Here is a 16,542-nt window from a genome sequence, read left to right as displayed (position 1 = left end):
ATTTCCTAGCTCAGGGGATTAGCTCTTCCTCTCCATGTCGCATAAAATGGATATTTTTATTGGTGGAGTTGGTACAGGTGGAATCATATCTGGAGTTGGCGAAGCACTTAAACAAAGAAAAGAAAATGTGAAAATTATAGCTGTAGAGCCTTCGGATTCCCCGGTACTTTCTGGAGGAACTAAAGGAATGCATACAATTCAAGGAATTGGTGCCGGTTTTGTTCCCGACAATTTTAATAGATCTGTAGTTGATGAGATCGTACAGGTAAGAAATGAAGATGCATTTGAAACAACTCGTTTTTTAGCTAAATCCGAAGGGTTATTAGTCGGTATTTCGTCTGGTGCTGCTGCATATGCAGCAGTGCAAATTGCAAAAAGGCCAGAGAATAAAAATAAAAGTATAGTTGTTCTATTCCCAGATACAGGGAAACGATATTTATCAACAGACCTTTATCCAGAAGCATAAATGAACTTAATGAGCCGCCCTCACTACTTTTAATCGCTTCGTTGATGTTTTCTTTGGAAAAATAAAGGGGTGAGGGCGTCAAAAACGAAATAAGTAACCACCAAACCGCATGGTAGTAACAAAAATATAGAAAGGGTGAATGCGATGACTGTTGGAAGAAAAGTTTTTGTTTTTAAGGATGAATCACGTATTGATCCAATAAGTAAAGAAACCAGAGAAGTGCTCATTAGCATATACTATCCTTCTAATCCCGTGGAACATGAGTCGAAGTATATTTCGTTATTTGAACCTAATATCTCTCTAGCTGTTGATATGCTCTGTAGTATGGGAGTTGATAAGGATTATATTTGTAAACTGGATACAAAAATACATAATGATGAGAGTGTTGATATTACTGCTAAAAACTGTCCCATTATTTTTATAGCTCCGGCTTTTGGTGTAGTTAGAGATATGTATTCCTTTTGTGTAGAACATTTAGTGGAGTCCGGATTTGCTGTTATTACTGTAGGAGCGACTCATGAATCTATATTCTCCATTTTTCCTGACGGCCGCTTTGTCCAGCAATCCAATGAGATATCCGAAATAGACAGTTTAGATATCCATTCTTGGAAACAACTGTTGAAGCTTAGAATTGAAGATATTCGTTGGGTTGTGAGAAATGTAGATGAAGTCTTGGATTCAGATAAGGATCTTAGGGCTATAGTCGATGTGAATGAAATGGGGATCATTGGTCATTCATTGGGTGGGGCTGCTGCTTATGAATTGCTCAAAAGAGACAAGAGAATTAAGGCTAGTATTCTATTAGATCCCAGTTTTCATTTAATAACGGCGAGTAAAGCAGAAGGAGTATCTGTTCCATTATTGGTAGCTCGACAAGAGAAATGCTCGTTTGAAGAATTGGAAAATGAAATTTCTCCCGAACTATTACCTTTGTTACTAAGTGGGTATGAGTCTTTGTTTAACTCGTGTAATCTGAATAGTTCATTTATTAAACTAAACGGTGCTCATCATATGACTTTTAGCGATATCCCGATACATTACAATGAAGATGGGATAGAACACAAGCATTCCACTATTAATAAGTATATTGCTGCTTTCCTTGAGGAGCATTTAAAAAAGAAAGAAAATAAATTTCATGAACTGCTGAAAAATAAGATTAAAAATGGAATTGATCAAGTAAATAGTAAAGGACAAGTTATTTAAAGAGGACTAGAGATGTTTAGAAAACACAAGCTACGCATGTTGCAAAGAGCCATGACTGAACTTAAAGAAAAGTATCCAGTTCTACGGTTATATGTCATGGAATGATGCAGAGTCAGTTTATTTTAATTTTGGATTTGTTCCGGGCGTTCAAGAGATACAAATAATGTATATTCCTGTAAATGAACATTCTTCGTTAAAAGAATTTCTAAGATCTTTTGAAAAATTAAATGTTCCAGACAGAGAGTTTATTCTGAAGGTGTTTCATGGAAATCAACTTGAAAAAATCTAAGTATGACAGCATCAACTCATAGCATGGCAAGTCCTGTTGCTTTAGGAAAGGATGGATGGTAACTATTGGAAACTATATTAATGTTGGTAGTGTCTTTGTTTCTTGGTATTTTTGTTGTGAAAATCGGAATGGATAATTCCAAGAGTAACCAGTATACCAAAGAAATATTGCAAGAATTAAGAGAGATCAAGGAGATTCTAAGGGAAGAACGATGAAGACAATAACGTGGAGGCGTTAGGGGCTTTATGATTTAAAAGGCGAAGCCAGTATGTCGCAAGAAGAAATAGATTATAAAGGACCTAATAACAACCTCAATAGTACTGCTCAATTAATAAAACATATCACCTACGTCGATATGAATTGGGTTTATCGAATAAAGGGACTACCACTTCCTCAGAACTTAAGAGAGCAACATGGCCCTATGATTGATGAAAATGGCAGACTTCCGATGGTTCAAGGAATATCTTTGAGTACACTTATGTCGACATATGAAGGTGTCATAACCTATTGAAGGAAGCGTGTACACAATTAAAGGATGATGATCTAGCGAGGATTGTCACTTTTGGACATGAGAATGAGAAGCAAGCGACCATACGCTGGGGCATATGGCATATTGCTGACCATAGTCGTTATCATCAAGCCCACATTAATCAACATCGAAGATGGTATCATGAAGCCTACTAAAGAACGATGAAAAAGCGGTGTGGTGAGAAGATGAGGCACAAAGAAGAGGTGAGGGTATGGAAAATTTATCTGAACTGAACCATGTTCATGTTGAGGAAAACACGATTTTTGAAATACAAGCTGCCATGGAAAAGGGAGAGCTTTGTTCAAGAGACCTGGTTCTGTATTACTTGTATCGTCTTGCGCAATATGACCAAAATGGGCCAAAGATCAATTCCGTGTTGGAAATAAACCCGGATGCGATTTTTATTGCGGAGGCCTTGGATGCTGAAAGGAAATCAGTGGGGCGGAGAGGACTTCTACACGGGATTCCGGTTCAGTTGAAAGATAACATAGAAACCAAGGATAAAATGCATACAACTGCTGGAGCGCTGGCTTTGGAAGCTCATATTAGTTCTAAGGATTCTTTTCTAGTCACTAAGCTAAGGGAAGCCGGAGCAGTCATACTTGGAAAAACAAATATGACAGAATGGGCAAATGGCATGTCTTCGGATATGTGGGCAGGATATAGCGCTAGAGGGGGACAAGTTTTAAATCCTTATGGCGATTTTTTTCCAGGGGGTTCGAGTACGGGTTCCGCTGCTGCGGTAGCTGCAAACTTTACGATGGTTTCCGTAGGAACGGAAACATCTGGTTCCATATTAAGTCCATCCATTCAGAACTCTATTGTTGGTATAAAGCCAACTGTCGGTTTAATAAGCCGTGCTGGAATAATACCATTCTCACACTCGCAAGATACTGCTGGTCCAATGTCAAGGACTGTAACAGATGCAGCAATCCTACTAGGGATACTTTCAGGAAAAGACGAGGATGACCCTGCTACTTGGAAAAATCCGTATTCTACAGTAGACTACACAACATGTTTAGACCTCAATGGGTTGAAAAATGCAAACATAGGAATCTTCAGAAAAGCCCCCATTACACGATATCGTGATAACGACGAATATGATGAAGTACTTTTTGAGAACGCTGTAACCCAGATTAAAGAAGCTGGGGCTAACATTATTGAAGATATAGACATCCCATCGTTTGACCGGCAGTGGGAGTGGAATAAGTTGAATAATGAATTTAAGCATAGCGTGGAACATTATCTGCAAAGTCTTCCATCTCATCTACCTGTCCATACCCTCAGTGAATTAATCGAGTGGAACAAGCAAAATGCAGAAAGGGCTTTAAAATATGGGCAAAACCTTCTCGAATATAGAGAACAGTTGAATAATCCATTAAATAATTCGAATTACATCTTGGAGTTAATAACGGATCTATATCATTCGCAAAATAATGGCATAGATTATGCTGTACATAAATTTGGACTGGACGCCATTGTTTTCCCCTCTTACGTTGGTGCTGATCTTAGTGCAAGAGCGGGGTACCCATCGATCGCAGTACCTGCGGGATACAAGGAAAATGGAAGGCCATTTGGAATTACGTTTGCTGGTAAAGCCTTTAGTGAGTCGGTATTGATTCGTATTGCATTTGCCTTTGAACAGCTAACAGCTCATAGAAAAAAGCCGAAATTATAACATCGAAAGAGCGTCTAATATATAGCATCGTTAAAATTTCGGTTATTAGGAGCTATTCAATAATGAAGAAAAAAAGTACCTATATTATAATTTTATTAACATTGAGCTTAATCATTCTGGGTTTTAAATTTGTTGAATCTCAAAATCAAAGAAAAGAGCTTCAGAATTCTATTGATAATTCATTCAGATATGAAATAAGTAATGTCCAGCACAGCTTTAGTATGGTTGTTAATGATTATACGTATAGATCAATGATATCAAGTGTGTCTAATGCAGCTGCGATATCGGAACTAACTTCTTTTGAGAAACTGAATGATGATTTAGATATTAGTTTGAACCAATTATATATCTCACTTAGAGAGGAAAGATCCAAAGACAAAGTCTTATCACGAATAGAAGAACTTAGAGAAATATTTAGTATGTTGGTCAGGGATCCGATAAATCATGAGGCAACAGACAGAATATTTCAGATCACCAATGATACATTTTTTAATGCAAAAGAAGAATGAGCACCTGGTGAGATGAGGAACATTCAGTTCATATGAAAAAACAAAGGAGGTGATTCCATTGGTAAACAAATAAAATGAGAAAATCTAAATGTTGATTTAAATAAGCATGTAGATTTTCTCTCTTATGGATCAAGAATTTATTATAGAGGAGAATGAACATGCTAAATCAATTAAGTGAATCCATCTATTATTTATCTAACCAAAATGATAAAGAAAGACCGACATTGGGGTTAGTTTGCGGTGATAAATACAGCCTTGTCGTTGACGCTGGAAATTCGGTTCAACATGCAAGGGATTTCTTACATGAAATAGAGAAGTTAAACGTTCCGCCCGTTAAATATGTGGTCATCACTCATGCCCATTGGGATCATTTTTTAGGAATGAATGAATACGGAGCTACGATTATTATGAATAGTCTAACTAGCCAAAAGATGAATGATTGGTGGAACTATTCTTATGATGACCGCTCTCTTCAAGAGTATGTGGATTCCAAGAAGATGAACACACTGTGCATGGAAACGATACAACATGAAATACCGGACAGAGACACATTTCAATTAAGCCACCCGGATATCATTTTTGAAAAGTCTCTGCACGTGGACTTGGGCAATAAAGTTTGTGTACTTGAAACCATTCGAAGTACACATACGGATGATTCAACCATTGTATATATTCCCGATGAAAAGGTCATTTTTCTGGGCGACAGTGCTTACAACACAACTACAAATTCGCTATATCATATCAAGCAAGACAAGTTATTGCCTATGATTGAGGACATTCAGCAATATGATGCCGTTCATTTCTTGCTTGGTCATGAGTCGATCTGTGACGTGGAGGAGATGGATACGTATTGGAGAGAGCTCGTCTCGGCCAATAATGCTGTGAAATCCACATCCTTAGAGGAAGCAATCGAGCGATTTGAGGCAGCCAATGATCGAATAGCAAATGACAATGAGCTTTTCTTCTTACAAGGATTCGTGAATGATCAGCTATTACAATCAAAAGTAACGGAATAAAAGACATCCATGAAAACTCATTTCAATTGATCCATGTGAAGTTCTCTGATATACTTTTCGCATGATATTTGATTGGGGGTTACTCAGATGGCAATGCTGAATTGCTCGTTAGCTAGAAATAACTCATGCAAAGCCTGATCGGGGGCGATACTTTGCGTGGGGCGCGATAGCTTAGATTTTTTCGCCCATACTTAATATTATCGTTTCTAATAACAGGCTTTGCCCTTATTGATTTTTTTTCTACGAAAAATAAGGAGCTGAAAGCTATGAGTACACCATTTATTAGAAACCACCAATATAATTTGATTAAAAGACAAGCGGAATTTGTTCGCAAAACTGTGCAATCCGCCGCGGATCGCAGGGTCTTGGAGACTGTTAGATACAGTGCTGCAACAAACATCGTTGAAGCATTTACGGATCTGACAGAGAACCAGCAGCAAATGCTGGAGCAAATCTCGTCGTTGGAGACAACAGACGATTTTCAACGGTATATGAAAGCACTAGAACCATACCTGGAGTTGTATCCACCGATTACGTTGAAACAAATTCAGAAGTTATTTCCGAAGAACAAAAAGATGAAAATGCCTGATTTAACATCCATTGATTTTCGATATGTAACGTATCTGAGCTGGGTAGATATTGCAACGAACAAATTATTCGTTGTGTATCCGTTCGAAGGACAGTTTATCGGTATTGAGGGAAGAATAACGCCGACACACAAGAAGGGGTATTGCCTATTCTGTAATCGGCATCAAGAGCTTGCATTCTTCACGGTCAAGACCAAGAACGCTTTACCGGATAATTATTCTGCGATTGGTCAATACGTATGCATGGAGAACCAAGGATGTAATCACAGCATTACCAATACAGAATCGCTGGAGAAGTTCATTCTCTCCGTTCGTAAATAAGGTTAAATTAAGTAAAGGGCTGCCTGCAAAGGCGGCCTTTTTTGCTTATGATTTCATTCCTAAAGGGTGTTCAGAAATCATTGGAAAAAGAGGTTGATAATTGTTAACATGTAATCATACGGCGTGTAACCAGAGAAGAGGTGGGAAATTGGAAATCAAAGATCGTCCAAAGATAACAATCCCAAAAACGTTACTGGAAAAAAATATGTATAATTACCTCAATTTGAATATGGAGAATGCTGAGAGACAATATAAAAATGCACGGCTCATGATTAATCTGATGAAGACGGAGATATCCATATTTTTTATTTATATCAGTTGGATGATCATGGAGTTTTCAAGTGGGGACAAAGTCACTCATCATAATTGGTTGCCCGTTGTCATATTCATTATCGTTTTTTTAGTTCCATAGGTTTCTTTATATACAGATCATTTAAACTCAAATAAAGTTGGGACTGTGCTCTATTGAAGAAGTGAAGACAAATACTATGAAATCGTGAGGACGTTAAAAATGAATAACCCTGCTGTTAACGATGAATTGAAAATTGTATTTGAAGATCATGAGGAGGATTACCATGCTGTCTGTAGCAATCTGTATCACTACAATCTAAGAGAAACAAATGGTCTGTTAAAGAAACCTGGAAAAAGTATCAATTTGTTTCTAAGGGATAAGACAGGCAAAGCAGTAGGTGGGATCTTCTGTGCTACGTACTGTTATACTTTATATATTGATAACTTTTGGATTGATGAAGAATACAGAGAAAATGGGTATGGGAAATCATTAATCATGCAAGCAGAGAGCATTGCTGTTAGTGAGGGCTGCAAACTTTCACATACAAGCACATTTTCTTATCAGTCTCCTGAATTTTACAAGAAGATGGGTTACGAAGTGTTTGGAATAATAGATGAATACCCTGAAGGAATTATTCAGTACTTCTTGAAGAAAAGATTATAGACTTACATAGGAATCTCAGCAACATTATATAACATCTACAAAGGAGAAATGATATGACCGTCATTGGAATCTTGGGGACAATTCATAATCAAGAATTAAGAGAGAAATATAATAGTTCACTTACCTTGTATGAGGATCTAATTACAGAGTTCAACCCGGAAATCATCTGTGGTGAAGTCCATCCCCTAAGCTGGAAGAAGTATATCAAGGATAAGCAGGATAAGGGATATTGGGGGGAGCCAGCCAGTGAATATTGGGAGCTTATCTTTCCATTATGCGAAGAACGGAATATAGAGTTTGTGCCTATTGACTGGTTTGAGTTAGATGTCTGGAATGATTTTGATCCATTTAACAGCTTCTCAGAAGAGGAGCGTAAAGCGTTGGAGAAGATCGATGATGAATGGTTTGCTAAACAAATGAATACACATGACGTTGGGTCGATTCCCTTTAACTCGGATGCGTTTGATAACATGACCAAACAAAAATATGAATGGTTGGATCAGATTAATCCAAAAGCAAATAACTTTAGATGGATCGTACGAAATCAGATCATGATTCAACGTGTGAAGAACACGTATCATTCGAATCCGGGTAAGAAAATTCTATGTGTTGTGGGAGCAGATCATAATTATATTTTCAAAGAGGAATTGATTAATGAACCTATTGAGTTGGTATATCCATTACAGTAGTTCAATTAATAGACTATAACCTTCAGGAGGCTTATGCCATGATCAGATTGTGCAACAGTATGGACGCAGATGCAATGGTTGAGATCATTAATGATGCAGCAAAGGCTTACCAGGGTGTAATTCCTGAGGATCGTTATCATGAACCCTATATGCCATTGGAAGAATTGAATCAGGAAATCCGTGATGGCGTTGTATTTTGGGGGTTTGAAGAAAATAATAGATTATGGGGCGTTATGGGAATTCAGGATAAAGGCGATGTTGCTTTAATCAGGCACGCATATGTAAGAACTCACCAACGGGGGAGCGGAATAGGTACAAAGCTGTTGGCTCATCTGGCGGCATCAACCGATAAACCGATATTAATAGGAACCTGGGATTCTGCAGAATGGGCTATCAAATTCTATTTGAAAAATGGCTTTACACTGGTTTCATCGGAGGAGAAGAAGCAGTTATTAACACAATACTGGAACGTTCCCGAAAGACAAATCGAGACCTCTGTTGTTTTAAGTGACGGGAATTGGAAAGCATTAGTCGGAGATTTAATCGTAACTAAATGATGAGAGGTGTTGGAATGCTTTATCATTTTAGCGAGGTTTCAGATATCCAAGCTTTTATTCCAAGGGAGAAACAAAACAGAGCTGAATTCCCTGCAGTGGTGTGGGCCATTGATGAAGAGCATGAATATTCATACTACTTTCCAAGAGATTGCCCGAGAATCATTTGCAAAAAAACAGACACGATAAGTGATGAGAATAAGGATAAGTTTTTCAAACATTCTAATGCAGATATCATAGTTACGGTTGAAAGTTCATGGTATTCAAGGATTACGAATCAGATCATGTACAGGTATCATTTTGATGACACCAATTTCGAGCTTTTTGACTCAACGGCGGGATACTACATTTCTTATCAGGTTACAAAGCCTCTACATATAGACCGTATGGATTGTTTAATGGACAGATTATTCAAGAAAGGAATTGAACTCAGATTTACTCCAAATCTGTACTCGCTGAGAGAGTCGATACTTACATCGGATTTCAAAGAATTTGGAATCCATAGATTCAATAATGCAACGGAAATATAGAGCTGATACTCTTCACTGTAATGGTACCAAAGGCGAGTATGACATGTTGTAAAAAGGAAGGGGGATCATTACGAGTATTTATATGGCCAATGGATTGGTGAAACGGGATACGAACTGAAGGACTATGATTTTGAAATTTGGGATGAACGATATCAACCTGATCATCCCGATAATGAGATTGATGTGTTCGTAGCGTTACAGTAGTTATAGGCTTTTTTTTGCGATACAGAATCTTCTATTTCGTATATAATAGAAATTCATATGAGTCTGTATAATTACATAACATCGCGAGGTGCACCAATCTTATGCCAACCATCTATGACTTTAGCGTAACCAAAACGAGTGGCGAACGTTTCCCGCTCTATCAATACGAAGGAAAACCTGTACTGATCGTGAATACAGCGAGCAAGTGCAAGTACACACATCAGTTCGACGACATGCAGAAACTTTATGACCGATACAAGGAACAAGGGCTTCAGATCATTGGTTTTCCGTGTAACCAGTTTGCGGAGCAAGAGCCGGGAAGCAGCGAAGAGGCGGAATCCTTCTGTCAGATTAACTATGGCGTGAAATTCCCCATGTTCTCCAAAATGGATGTCAACGGCGAAGCGGCACACCCGCTGTATGACTTTTTGAAAAAGTCGGGACCATTTGCAGGCTTTGATGAGTCAGATGTACAAGCGAAACTGCTGAAGCTGATGGTCGCGGACAAAGCACCGGAATGGTTGCATGGTGATGCAATCAAGTGGAACTTTACCAAGTTTCTGATTGATACGGAAGGGCATGTGGTCAAGCGTTTTGAACCTGTTGACTCGATCGACGAGATCCAGGCGAGTATTGAACAGCTTCTGTAAGTTATCTTTCACAATCCCAAAGGGCCATGACACGTACCGTGTATACAAACGGATATGTGCATGGCCCTCTATATTTCAAACTCCGCCCAGTACTATCCGACATGTTGTGAAACGGGTAAAATAGTAAGAAACCTCTCCAGAACAGGAGGTGCTTGAACGTGCCGAGTATCATGCAAATTAGTGGTCCATTGGAATATAACTACCGCTCCACCAACACGTACAACCCTGGAGTGTCGGACGGATTTCATTCGCATCCGCATTACGAGGTGTATTATTTTCATGATGGAGAATGCACCTATCTTATTGGAGATCGAGTGTACAACCTTGAACCCGGTGATCTGGTCCTCATGCATGGCATGACCCTTCATCGGCCACATCCAATGCCGGGCAGGCCGTATGTGCGAACGACGCTGCATTTCGATCCTACGGCTCTCCGCAGCAGTCTGCATCCAGATAGGGTAAGCGATGTACTAAGACCATTTGAAGAACTGAGAAACTACCGCATCAATCTGACAGGGAATATCCGCTCCGAATTCGAAACCTTGCTGCTGAATCTTCATCAGCTTATGGTGAATCCGGGGGATTTCAAAGAGGAACGCATGAACGTTCGTTTATGTGATCTGCTGTATGTTATAGCTGGGATATGCCGAGGCAGGGTCGAGGACCACAGTCCCTCTTCCGAGAAGGAGCGGCATGTACAACATATCATTCGTTATGTGGACACCCATTACATGGAGGACATCGGTCTGGATGATCTGGCAAGTGAGCTTCATCTGTCCAAACCTTATCTGGCAGGGTTGTTTAAAGAAATGACGGGCAGTACCATATTTAAATATGTGTATGACCGCCGCATTAATCAGGCCAAGCTGTTATTCCAGTTCCAGCCGGATATCAGCGTGACAGAGGCCAGCCGGTTGGCCGGGTTCAAACGTTTATCCCATTTCAGTCGAATGTTCAAACAAAGTGTAGGGTGTGCACCTGATCTGTACCGCAGTCGTATACATCGAACGCTTGATTAATGTAGGTTATGGTCCAGAGAGATTACATGCAGCACAGCCTGAGGAGGTTTATTCAATGCAATCTGAACAACCATTCAAGCTTCATTACCGAATTGGATCAGCCGATGCCGATTATAGATCACAATGTCGTCCATCTGCCTTACTGGAGCATATGCAGTTGGCAGCAGACCGTGATTTAGCAGGCATGGGCGTTACCGTGTCGCAGATGCTGGATCAGGGATTCGGCTGGATGCTGTTAACGACAGATGTCACGATCATGCGCCCAGCTCAATTGGAAGAAGAAGTATCCTTGCAGACGTGGCATAAAGAAAATAAAGGTGTGACCTGGTTAAGGGATTATATCCTTACAGATCAAGAGGGAGCACATCTGGCTGAGGCTCGCACGGCTTGGGCATTGGTCGATCTAAAGAGACGCAGGGTCGTCAGACCATCAGCTCTGCCTTTTGAAGTGAAATCGCATCCCGATTTATCATTAGGTGAGCCCTCTGTTAAAGTGACGGTTCCCTCTGAACTGAGCTTGCAGGAACAATATCGTCTAACTGTACAATATAGCAGCACAGACAGTAATGGACATATGAATAATGCCAGATATGCAGACGTGTGTTGTGATGCGCTAACACGAGATGAACTGGCCGCAGGTATAATCCGTCTGCAAATATCATATCACCGTGAGATTCGCATGCAGGAGCAAATGATCGTTGAGCGTTCAGCGAATACGGATGGAGCTGTGTGGGTCCGAGGAAGATTGGCTGCAGACAATGAGAGTATTATTTTTGAAGCCAAATTGAGCCTGGGGGATATCGGAACATCGCCCCCTGCTGAATAAAATATAGTTGAATACAAGTAGATCAAAGTCAACCAGTCTGTTCTGGTTGGCTTTTTGCTATTTTGCCTCCTGATGCAGACATGGAATGCACCTCTTACGTTCATCTCATATCTGCTTCGTGTTTAGAAGCCAGACAGAAAAGGTAAAAGAAGGTTAAATGAAAACAGAGGAGGAATCACGAATGAAAGAGCGCACACCGGATCAAAATAACAAGGATGCACATAAGGATCGTTCCCATGATAATCCGGAGCAGTATCCGACAGAGCAGGAAAGTTTGCTTGATCGGCATGAAGAAGAGCAGACGGTGGACCCCATTCCGATGGAAGATCTGAATATGGAGAAGCAGGAAGAGAAGAATAAGGATCAGACCAAGAGCAATTCGTCAACGGAAGAGAAATATCGAGCGGATTATCGCGAGTCGCAGTGATCAGATTCATGCTAATGAATAAAATGCACATTTAGTGAAAATAAAATAGTTTGTTGACTAATGTATGTTACTATATTATAGTTACTGTGTTGGCAAATTAGGAAATACCATTTTGGGAGGCGAATGTTTTATGTCTACATCTTTCTTTGAAGCGTTGAAAAACAGAAGATCTTATTATGGAATCAGCAAGGAATCCACAATTTCGGATGCTAAAATCCAGGAAATCGTGGAAGAAGCGGTAAAATACACTCCAACTTCATTCAACTCACAAACATCTCGTGCCGTAGTATTGCTCGGTGAACAACACGACAAGCTGTGGAATCACACGGAAGAAATTTTGCGTGAAGTGGTTGGCAATGAAGAAGCATTCCAATCTACAGCTGAGAAAATGGCCGGATTCCGTAGCGGATACGGTACAGTACTTTTCTTCGAAGACAATAATGTGATTGCGCAGCTTCAACAAAATTTTGCAGCTTATGCGGATAACTTCCCGCTCTGGGCGAACCAATCCAATGGTATGTTGCAACTGGTGATCTGGACTGCCCTGGAACAAGAAGGTTTGGGTGCTTCCCTGCAACACTATAACCCGCTGATTGATGAGAAGGTCAAATCGGAATGGAACATTCCGGAGAACTGGAGACTGATCGCTCAAATGCCATTCGGCAAACCAACAGCAACACCAGGCGAGAAAGAATTCCAACCGATTGAACAACGTGTAAAAGTACACAAGTAAGACTTTCGCCCGAACGCGAATGTGACCTCGATTCATCAAATATTGAGGTGCATCGCGTCAGCGAATTTCCCAATATTTAACCACATACGGCCTCGCTTCAATTTGATACGATGATGTAGATCGTACTCCAATGAAGCGAGGCCTTTTGATGTGAAAAATAGAATAAACAAACGTACCCGCCGAAAGCTATGGAATGCTATTTTGTGCGGTGTACTTGCAATAGGCTCAATCTCCATCGGTAACCCCACAGCTGAGGCAGCAGCTCAGCAGGTTTTCCAGGATACAACCTCCAGCTATGCGAAGGATGCCATTGCACACCTGGTCAAGGCGGGAATTGCTGCTGGAACCTCCGAGAATACGTTTGAACCCAAAAAGGCGGTCACGCGTGCTGAATTTGCAACATTTGCCGTGAGACTGCTGGGTTTGAAGCCCGTTAAAAACAATATTAATCCCTATAACGATGTCAGTATGAACGCATGGTATTACGGCAACGTCGCAGCCATGACCAATCTTTCCATTCTTGAAGGCAAGAGTCAGGGAGTGTTCCAGCCAAACGCCTCCATCACTCGGGAAGAGGCGGCTGCTCTATTAGTGAGGATGTTAAAACAATCCTCCAAATCAACGAATCTCCTGTCATCCACGTATAAAGACGCAGCTGAGATATCCGACTGGGCGCGTCCTTATGTGCAGACCGTATATCAGCTTGGCCTGATGCGCGGCAGTGACGGCAGGTTTCGTCCGCATAACCAGGTCACCAGAGAAGAGGCAGCAGTTATGCTGGATGCCATTTTGCAAAAGAAAACCTGGTCAGACCAGCTGAAAAGCGAGGACCAGCTCGGTATTCAGCTGGGATGGCAATATAACGCCTCTACTGCTGAGTTCAAGAAACAGATTGAACAGTCGGAAGCAAACACACTCGTTCCTCGTTGGTTTTTCCTGAATAGCAGCATGAAAGTCACAGATCTCACGGACACATCGCTATTATCCTGGGCATCTGCTACAGACAGACAGGTATGGCCATTGCTTGGCAATCGTTCGAACCCGGACCTTACCCACCAGATGTTATCCAGTTCAGCCAACCGGGCGGCTGTGATCTCACAAGTCACATCTTTTGTAAAAACATATAAACTGGATGGTATCAACGTGGATTTCGAGAATGTATTGCCAGCTGATCGTGAAGGAATGACCGCATTTATTACTTCGCTGACAACGGCTCTGCATGCGCTGGGGGCCGTTGTATCCGTGGATGTATCACCCGATCTGGGGACAGACTGGACCGATGCATTTGATTATGCCCAATTGGGCGCCGTATCGGATTACATGGTTCTGATGGGATATGAGGAACATTGGAACGGCGATCCGCAAGCAGGGTCTGTGGCATCTCTTCCTTGGGTTAAAAAGGCTCTGGATACGATGCTCGCTGAGGTGGTTCGCTCTAAAACAATTCTGGCCCTGCCTTTATATACACGGGATTGGTCTTCCGTTAATCCAGCAGCCAGTTCATGGGATATCACCCTGGCAGAACAGGGAACACGTGCACGAGCTTCAGGTTCTGTAAGGCGGTGGGATGCATCTCTGGTTCAATATGTCATTGGATATAACAGTAACGGTACGCCAAGATATATATGGGCAGAGGATAGTCGTTCATTATCCGCGAAAGTAATGATGAGCGGAGAACGTAACATTGCCGGATTGGCCTACTGGTATATGGGCGGAGAGACGGCAGATGTATGGAATGCCATTTCGAATGCTTCACGATTTGAATCATACATTTTCTAAATTCCGGTATTATAACCCTTCCTAAAATCGACCCAAACGCACCGTTATTCTGACGGATGGTTTGGGTTGTTTTATTTTGGTAAAAGCTAAGTTGTAATGGATCACGTTTGATTTTGGTTGAACGGTGTAAATGGATAGAAGGATAGTGAACTGTCCAATAACATATAAGAGATAGAAGCATAGGAGGGAGATGGAGCATGCGAGAGTATGATTGCATCATAGTAGGTGGAGGACTCGCAGGACTTCAGGCAGCCATTCAGATGGGGCGCTACTCTTGCCATCGGGTGTTGGTAGTGGACGCAGGAGAAGGCAGATCAACGTTATGCCGAACCTATCATAATATTCTTGGTTTTCCTGATGGAGTATCTGGTGAAGAGCTGCGCTCCAAAGGAAAAATGCAGGCAGAGCAGACTGGAGTGTCTTTTGAGAAAGACCGTATCATAAAGGCAGGACGCCGGGGAGAACAGATTCAATTGTTCGGTTCTTCCGGCTCTGAATATATGGCAAAAACAGTCTTACTGGCAACTGGACTAACGGACAGGATACCAGACATCCCGGGATTAACGCCTACGTTGGGACGAACGGTATATGTGTGCCCGGATTGCGATGGATATGAGATTCAGGATCAGCGCACGATATTGCTCGGTGCAGGCGAAGCCGGTGCAAACATGGCTATGGTTTTAATTCAACGAACCACTGAGCTGTTGTACATCAACCATGAGCAGTCGCCAATCTCCGCTGAGCTTCATCGCAGCATGAAAGAGGCGGGAGTTCGTTATCTTGAGGCGGCGGTCCAAGAAGTACAGCAGATGCAAGATGGCCATATTACAGGTGTATTGACGGAAGATGGACAGATTTTTGAGTCGGAGCGTGGATTTATCGCGTTTGGAGGCAATCGTGTACATTATGAACTGGCAGAGCAGCTTGGAGCTGTCATCGCGGATAATAAACACGTGGAAGCTAACGCACGAAGCATGCAGGCCGCGCCTAATGTATGGATTGCCGGGGATCTGGGCCTGCACGCGGAGCAAGCTACGGTTGCCATGGGCGAAGGTTCAATTGCAGCGATCTGGATTCACAAAGCATTGCAACAGATGAAAAAGGAAAACGAAGTGAATCAGATCTAAACGAAAATTTAAATGCAGATGGTGAACAGCTCCATTCATAGAAAAAACAATATAAAAGTCCTCCGACCATGACTAAGGTTGGAGGACTTTTTGCGTTGTGCCCAAACGGTTTGCATAAGGATGATCAAGATTTATTTGCTGTTTGTATTGCGGGCTTCGGTTGTTTTGGATTTGTGAGGATGGGTGATGTTGTCGACGATATCTCCTACAGCTTCCTCAATCATGTCCGTCGGTCCAGGATTGTGAGGGTCCGGATGAAGAATGGTATTAACACCAGGTTCGAGATCCTTGTTTTTTCGCTCCTTTTTATGTTTACTCATGGAAAATCCCTCCTTATTCAGGTATGTTTAAGGTGTTCCTTAACATATCCAATCCTTGTAATGTTTATGTAAACGATTACCCAATGGAATCAAATTGAAACGCTATGTGTTAGGGGAGGAGGAGTTCATCT

General features: G+C 41.4%; 17 protein-coding genes and 2 pseudogenes. 18 read left to right on the top strand and 1 reads right to left on the bottom strand.

Annotated features, from left to right (window positions below; genetic code table 11):
• Nucleotides 1-43: 43 nt before the first annotated feature.
• The 18 genes and pseudogenes from AMS66_RS06340 to AMS66_RS06250 form a co-directional block, all read left to right on the top strand.
• Nucleotides 44-466, top strand: a pseudogene (locus tag AMS66_RS06340) (pyridoxal-phosphate dependent enzyme); the annotation flags it as partial.
• Nucleotides 467-610: 144 nt separating this feature from the next.
• Complete coding sequence (locus tag AMS66_RS06335) at nt 611-1,669, top strand: alpha/beta hydrolase (RefSeq protein ID WP_053779981.1); 1,059 nt, start codon at nt 611-613, stop codon at nt 1,667-1,669.
• Between the two features lie 557 nt (nt 1,670-2,226).
• Nucleotides 2,227-2,642: pseudogene (locus tag AMS66_RS06330) on the top strand (DinB family protein).
• A gap of 56 nt (nt 2,643-2,698) precedes the next feature.
• Nucleotides 2,699-4,165 carry an amidase family protein gene (locus tag AMS66_RS06325; RefSeq protein WP_053779980.1) on the top strand — a complete coding sequence of 489 codons (1,467 nt, stop codon included), beginning with the start codon at nt 2,699-2,701 and terminating at the stop codon, nt 4,163-4,165.
• Nucleotides 4,166-4,227: 62 nt separating this feature from the next.
• Nucleotides 4,228-4,674, top strand: coding sequence for a hypothetical protein (locus AMS66_RS06320; RefSeq protein WP_053779979.1), 447 nt, complete (start codon nt 4,228-4,230; stop codon nt 4,672-4,674).
• A gap of 158 nt (nt 4,675-4,832) precedes the next feature.
• Nucleotides 4,833-5,690, top strand: coding sequence for an MBL fold metallo-hydrolase (locus AMS66_RS06315; protein ID WP_053779978.1), 858 nt, complete (start codon nt 4,833-4,835; stop codon nt 5,688-5,690).
• Between the two features lie 266 nt (nt 5,691-5,956).
• The gene (locus tag AMS66_RS06310) at nt 5,957-6,598 is read left to right on the top strand and encodes a FusB/FusC family EF-G-binding protein (protein ID WP_053779977.1); all 642 of its coding nucleotides are present in this window, start codon (nt 5,957-5,959) and stop codon (nt 6,596-6,598) included.
• A 511-nt stretch (nt 6,599-7,109) separates the two neighbouring features.
• Nucleotides 7,110-7,553 (top strand): GNAT family N-acetyltransferase, encoded by a 444-nt coding sequence (locus AMS66_RS06300; protein ID WP_053779975.1) that lies wholly within the window; start codon nt 7,110-7,112, stop codon nt 7,551-7,553.
• Between the two features lie 53 nt (nt 7,554-7,606).
• Entirely contained in the window at nt 7,607-8,242 is a 636-nt protein-coding gene (locus tag AMS66_RS06295) for a hypothetical protein (RefSeq protein ID WP_053779974.1), read from the top strand.
• A 59-nt stretch (nt 8,243-8,301) separates the two neighbouring features.
• A complete protein-coding gene (locus AMS66_RS06290; RefSeq protein ID WP_236703239.1) occupies nt 8,302-8,799 on the top strand; it encodes a GNAT family N-acetyltransferase in 498 nt (165 codons plus the stop codon).
• Nucleotides 8,796-9,326 (top strand): DUF6886 family protein, encoded by a 531-nt coding sequence (locus AMS66_RS06285; protein ID WP_236703238.1) that lies wholly within the window; start codon nt 8,796-8,798, stop codon nt 9,324-9,326. The genes AMS66_RS06290 and AMS66_RS06285 overlap by 4 nt, the downstream gene beginning before the upstream one ends.
• A 305-nt stretch (nt 9,327-9,631) precedes the next feature.
• Entirely contained in the window at nt 9,632-10,180 is a 549-nt protein-coding gene (locus AMS66_RS06280) for a glutathione peroxidase (protein WP_053779971.1), read from the top strand.
• Between the two features lie 158 nt (nt 10,181-10,338).
• Complete coding sequence (locus AMS66_RS06275) at nt 10,339-11,199, top strand: AraC family transcriptional regulator (protein ID WP_053779970.1); 861 nt, start codon at nt 10,339-10,341, stop codon at nt 11,197-11,199.
• Between the two features lie 55 nt (nt 11,200-11,254).
• Entirely contained in the window at nt 11,255-12,025 is a 771-nt protein-coding gene (locus AMS66_RS06270) for an acyl-[acyl-carrier-protein] thioesterase (protein ID WP_053779969.1), read from the top strand.
• Nucleotides 12,026-12,206: 181 nt separating this feature from the next.
• Nucleotides 12,207-12,452, top strand: a complete 246-nt coding sequence (locus AMS66_RS06265) for a hypothetical protein (protein WP_082350589.1) — start codon at nt 12,207-12,209, stop codon at nt 12,450-12,452.
• Between the two features lie 130 nt (nt 12,453-12,582).
• On the top strand, nt 12,583-13,185 hold the full coding sequence (locus AMS66_RS06260; protein WP_053779967.1) for a nitroreductase family protein: 603 nt from the start codon (nt 12,583-12,585) through the stop codon (nt 13,183-13,185).
• A 150-nt stretch (nt 13,186-13,335) separates the two neighbouring features.
• The gene (locus tag AMS66_RS06255) at nt 13,336-14,964 is read left to right on the top strand and encodes an S-layer homology domain-containing protein (RefSeq protein WP_236703237.1); all 1,629 of its coding nucleotides are present in this window, start codon (nt 13,336-13,338) and stop codon (nt 14,962-14,964) included.
• 197 nt (nt 14,965-15,161) lie between these two features.
• Nucleotides 15,162-16,091 carry an NAD(P)/FAD-dependent oxidoreductase gene (locus AMS66_RS06250; protein ID WP_053779966.1) on the top strand — a complete coding sequence of 310 codons (930 nt, stop codon included), beginning with the start codon at nt 15,162-15,164 and terminating at the stop codon, nt 16,089-16,091.
• 131 nt (nt 16,092-16,222) lie between these two features.
• Here the strand turns inward: AMS66_RS06250 and AMS66_RS06245 are convergent, their stop codons facing one another.
• Entirely contained in the window at nt 16,223-16,411 is a 189-nt protein-coding gene (locus tag AMS66_RS06245) for a hypothetical protein (protein WP_053779965.1), read from the bottom strand.
• Nucleotides 16,412-16,542: the final 131 nt, after the last annotated feature.

Origin of the sequence: Paenibacillus xylanivorans, assembly GCF_001280595.1 — a bacterium.
GTDB classification, from domain to species: domain Bacteria; phylum Bacillota; class Bacilli; order Paenibacillales; family Paenibacillaceae; genus Paenibacillus; species Paenibacillus xylanivorans.
Note: the sequence above shows the minus strand (reverse complement) of the source record. Positions and strands in the feature narration are given on the sequence as shown.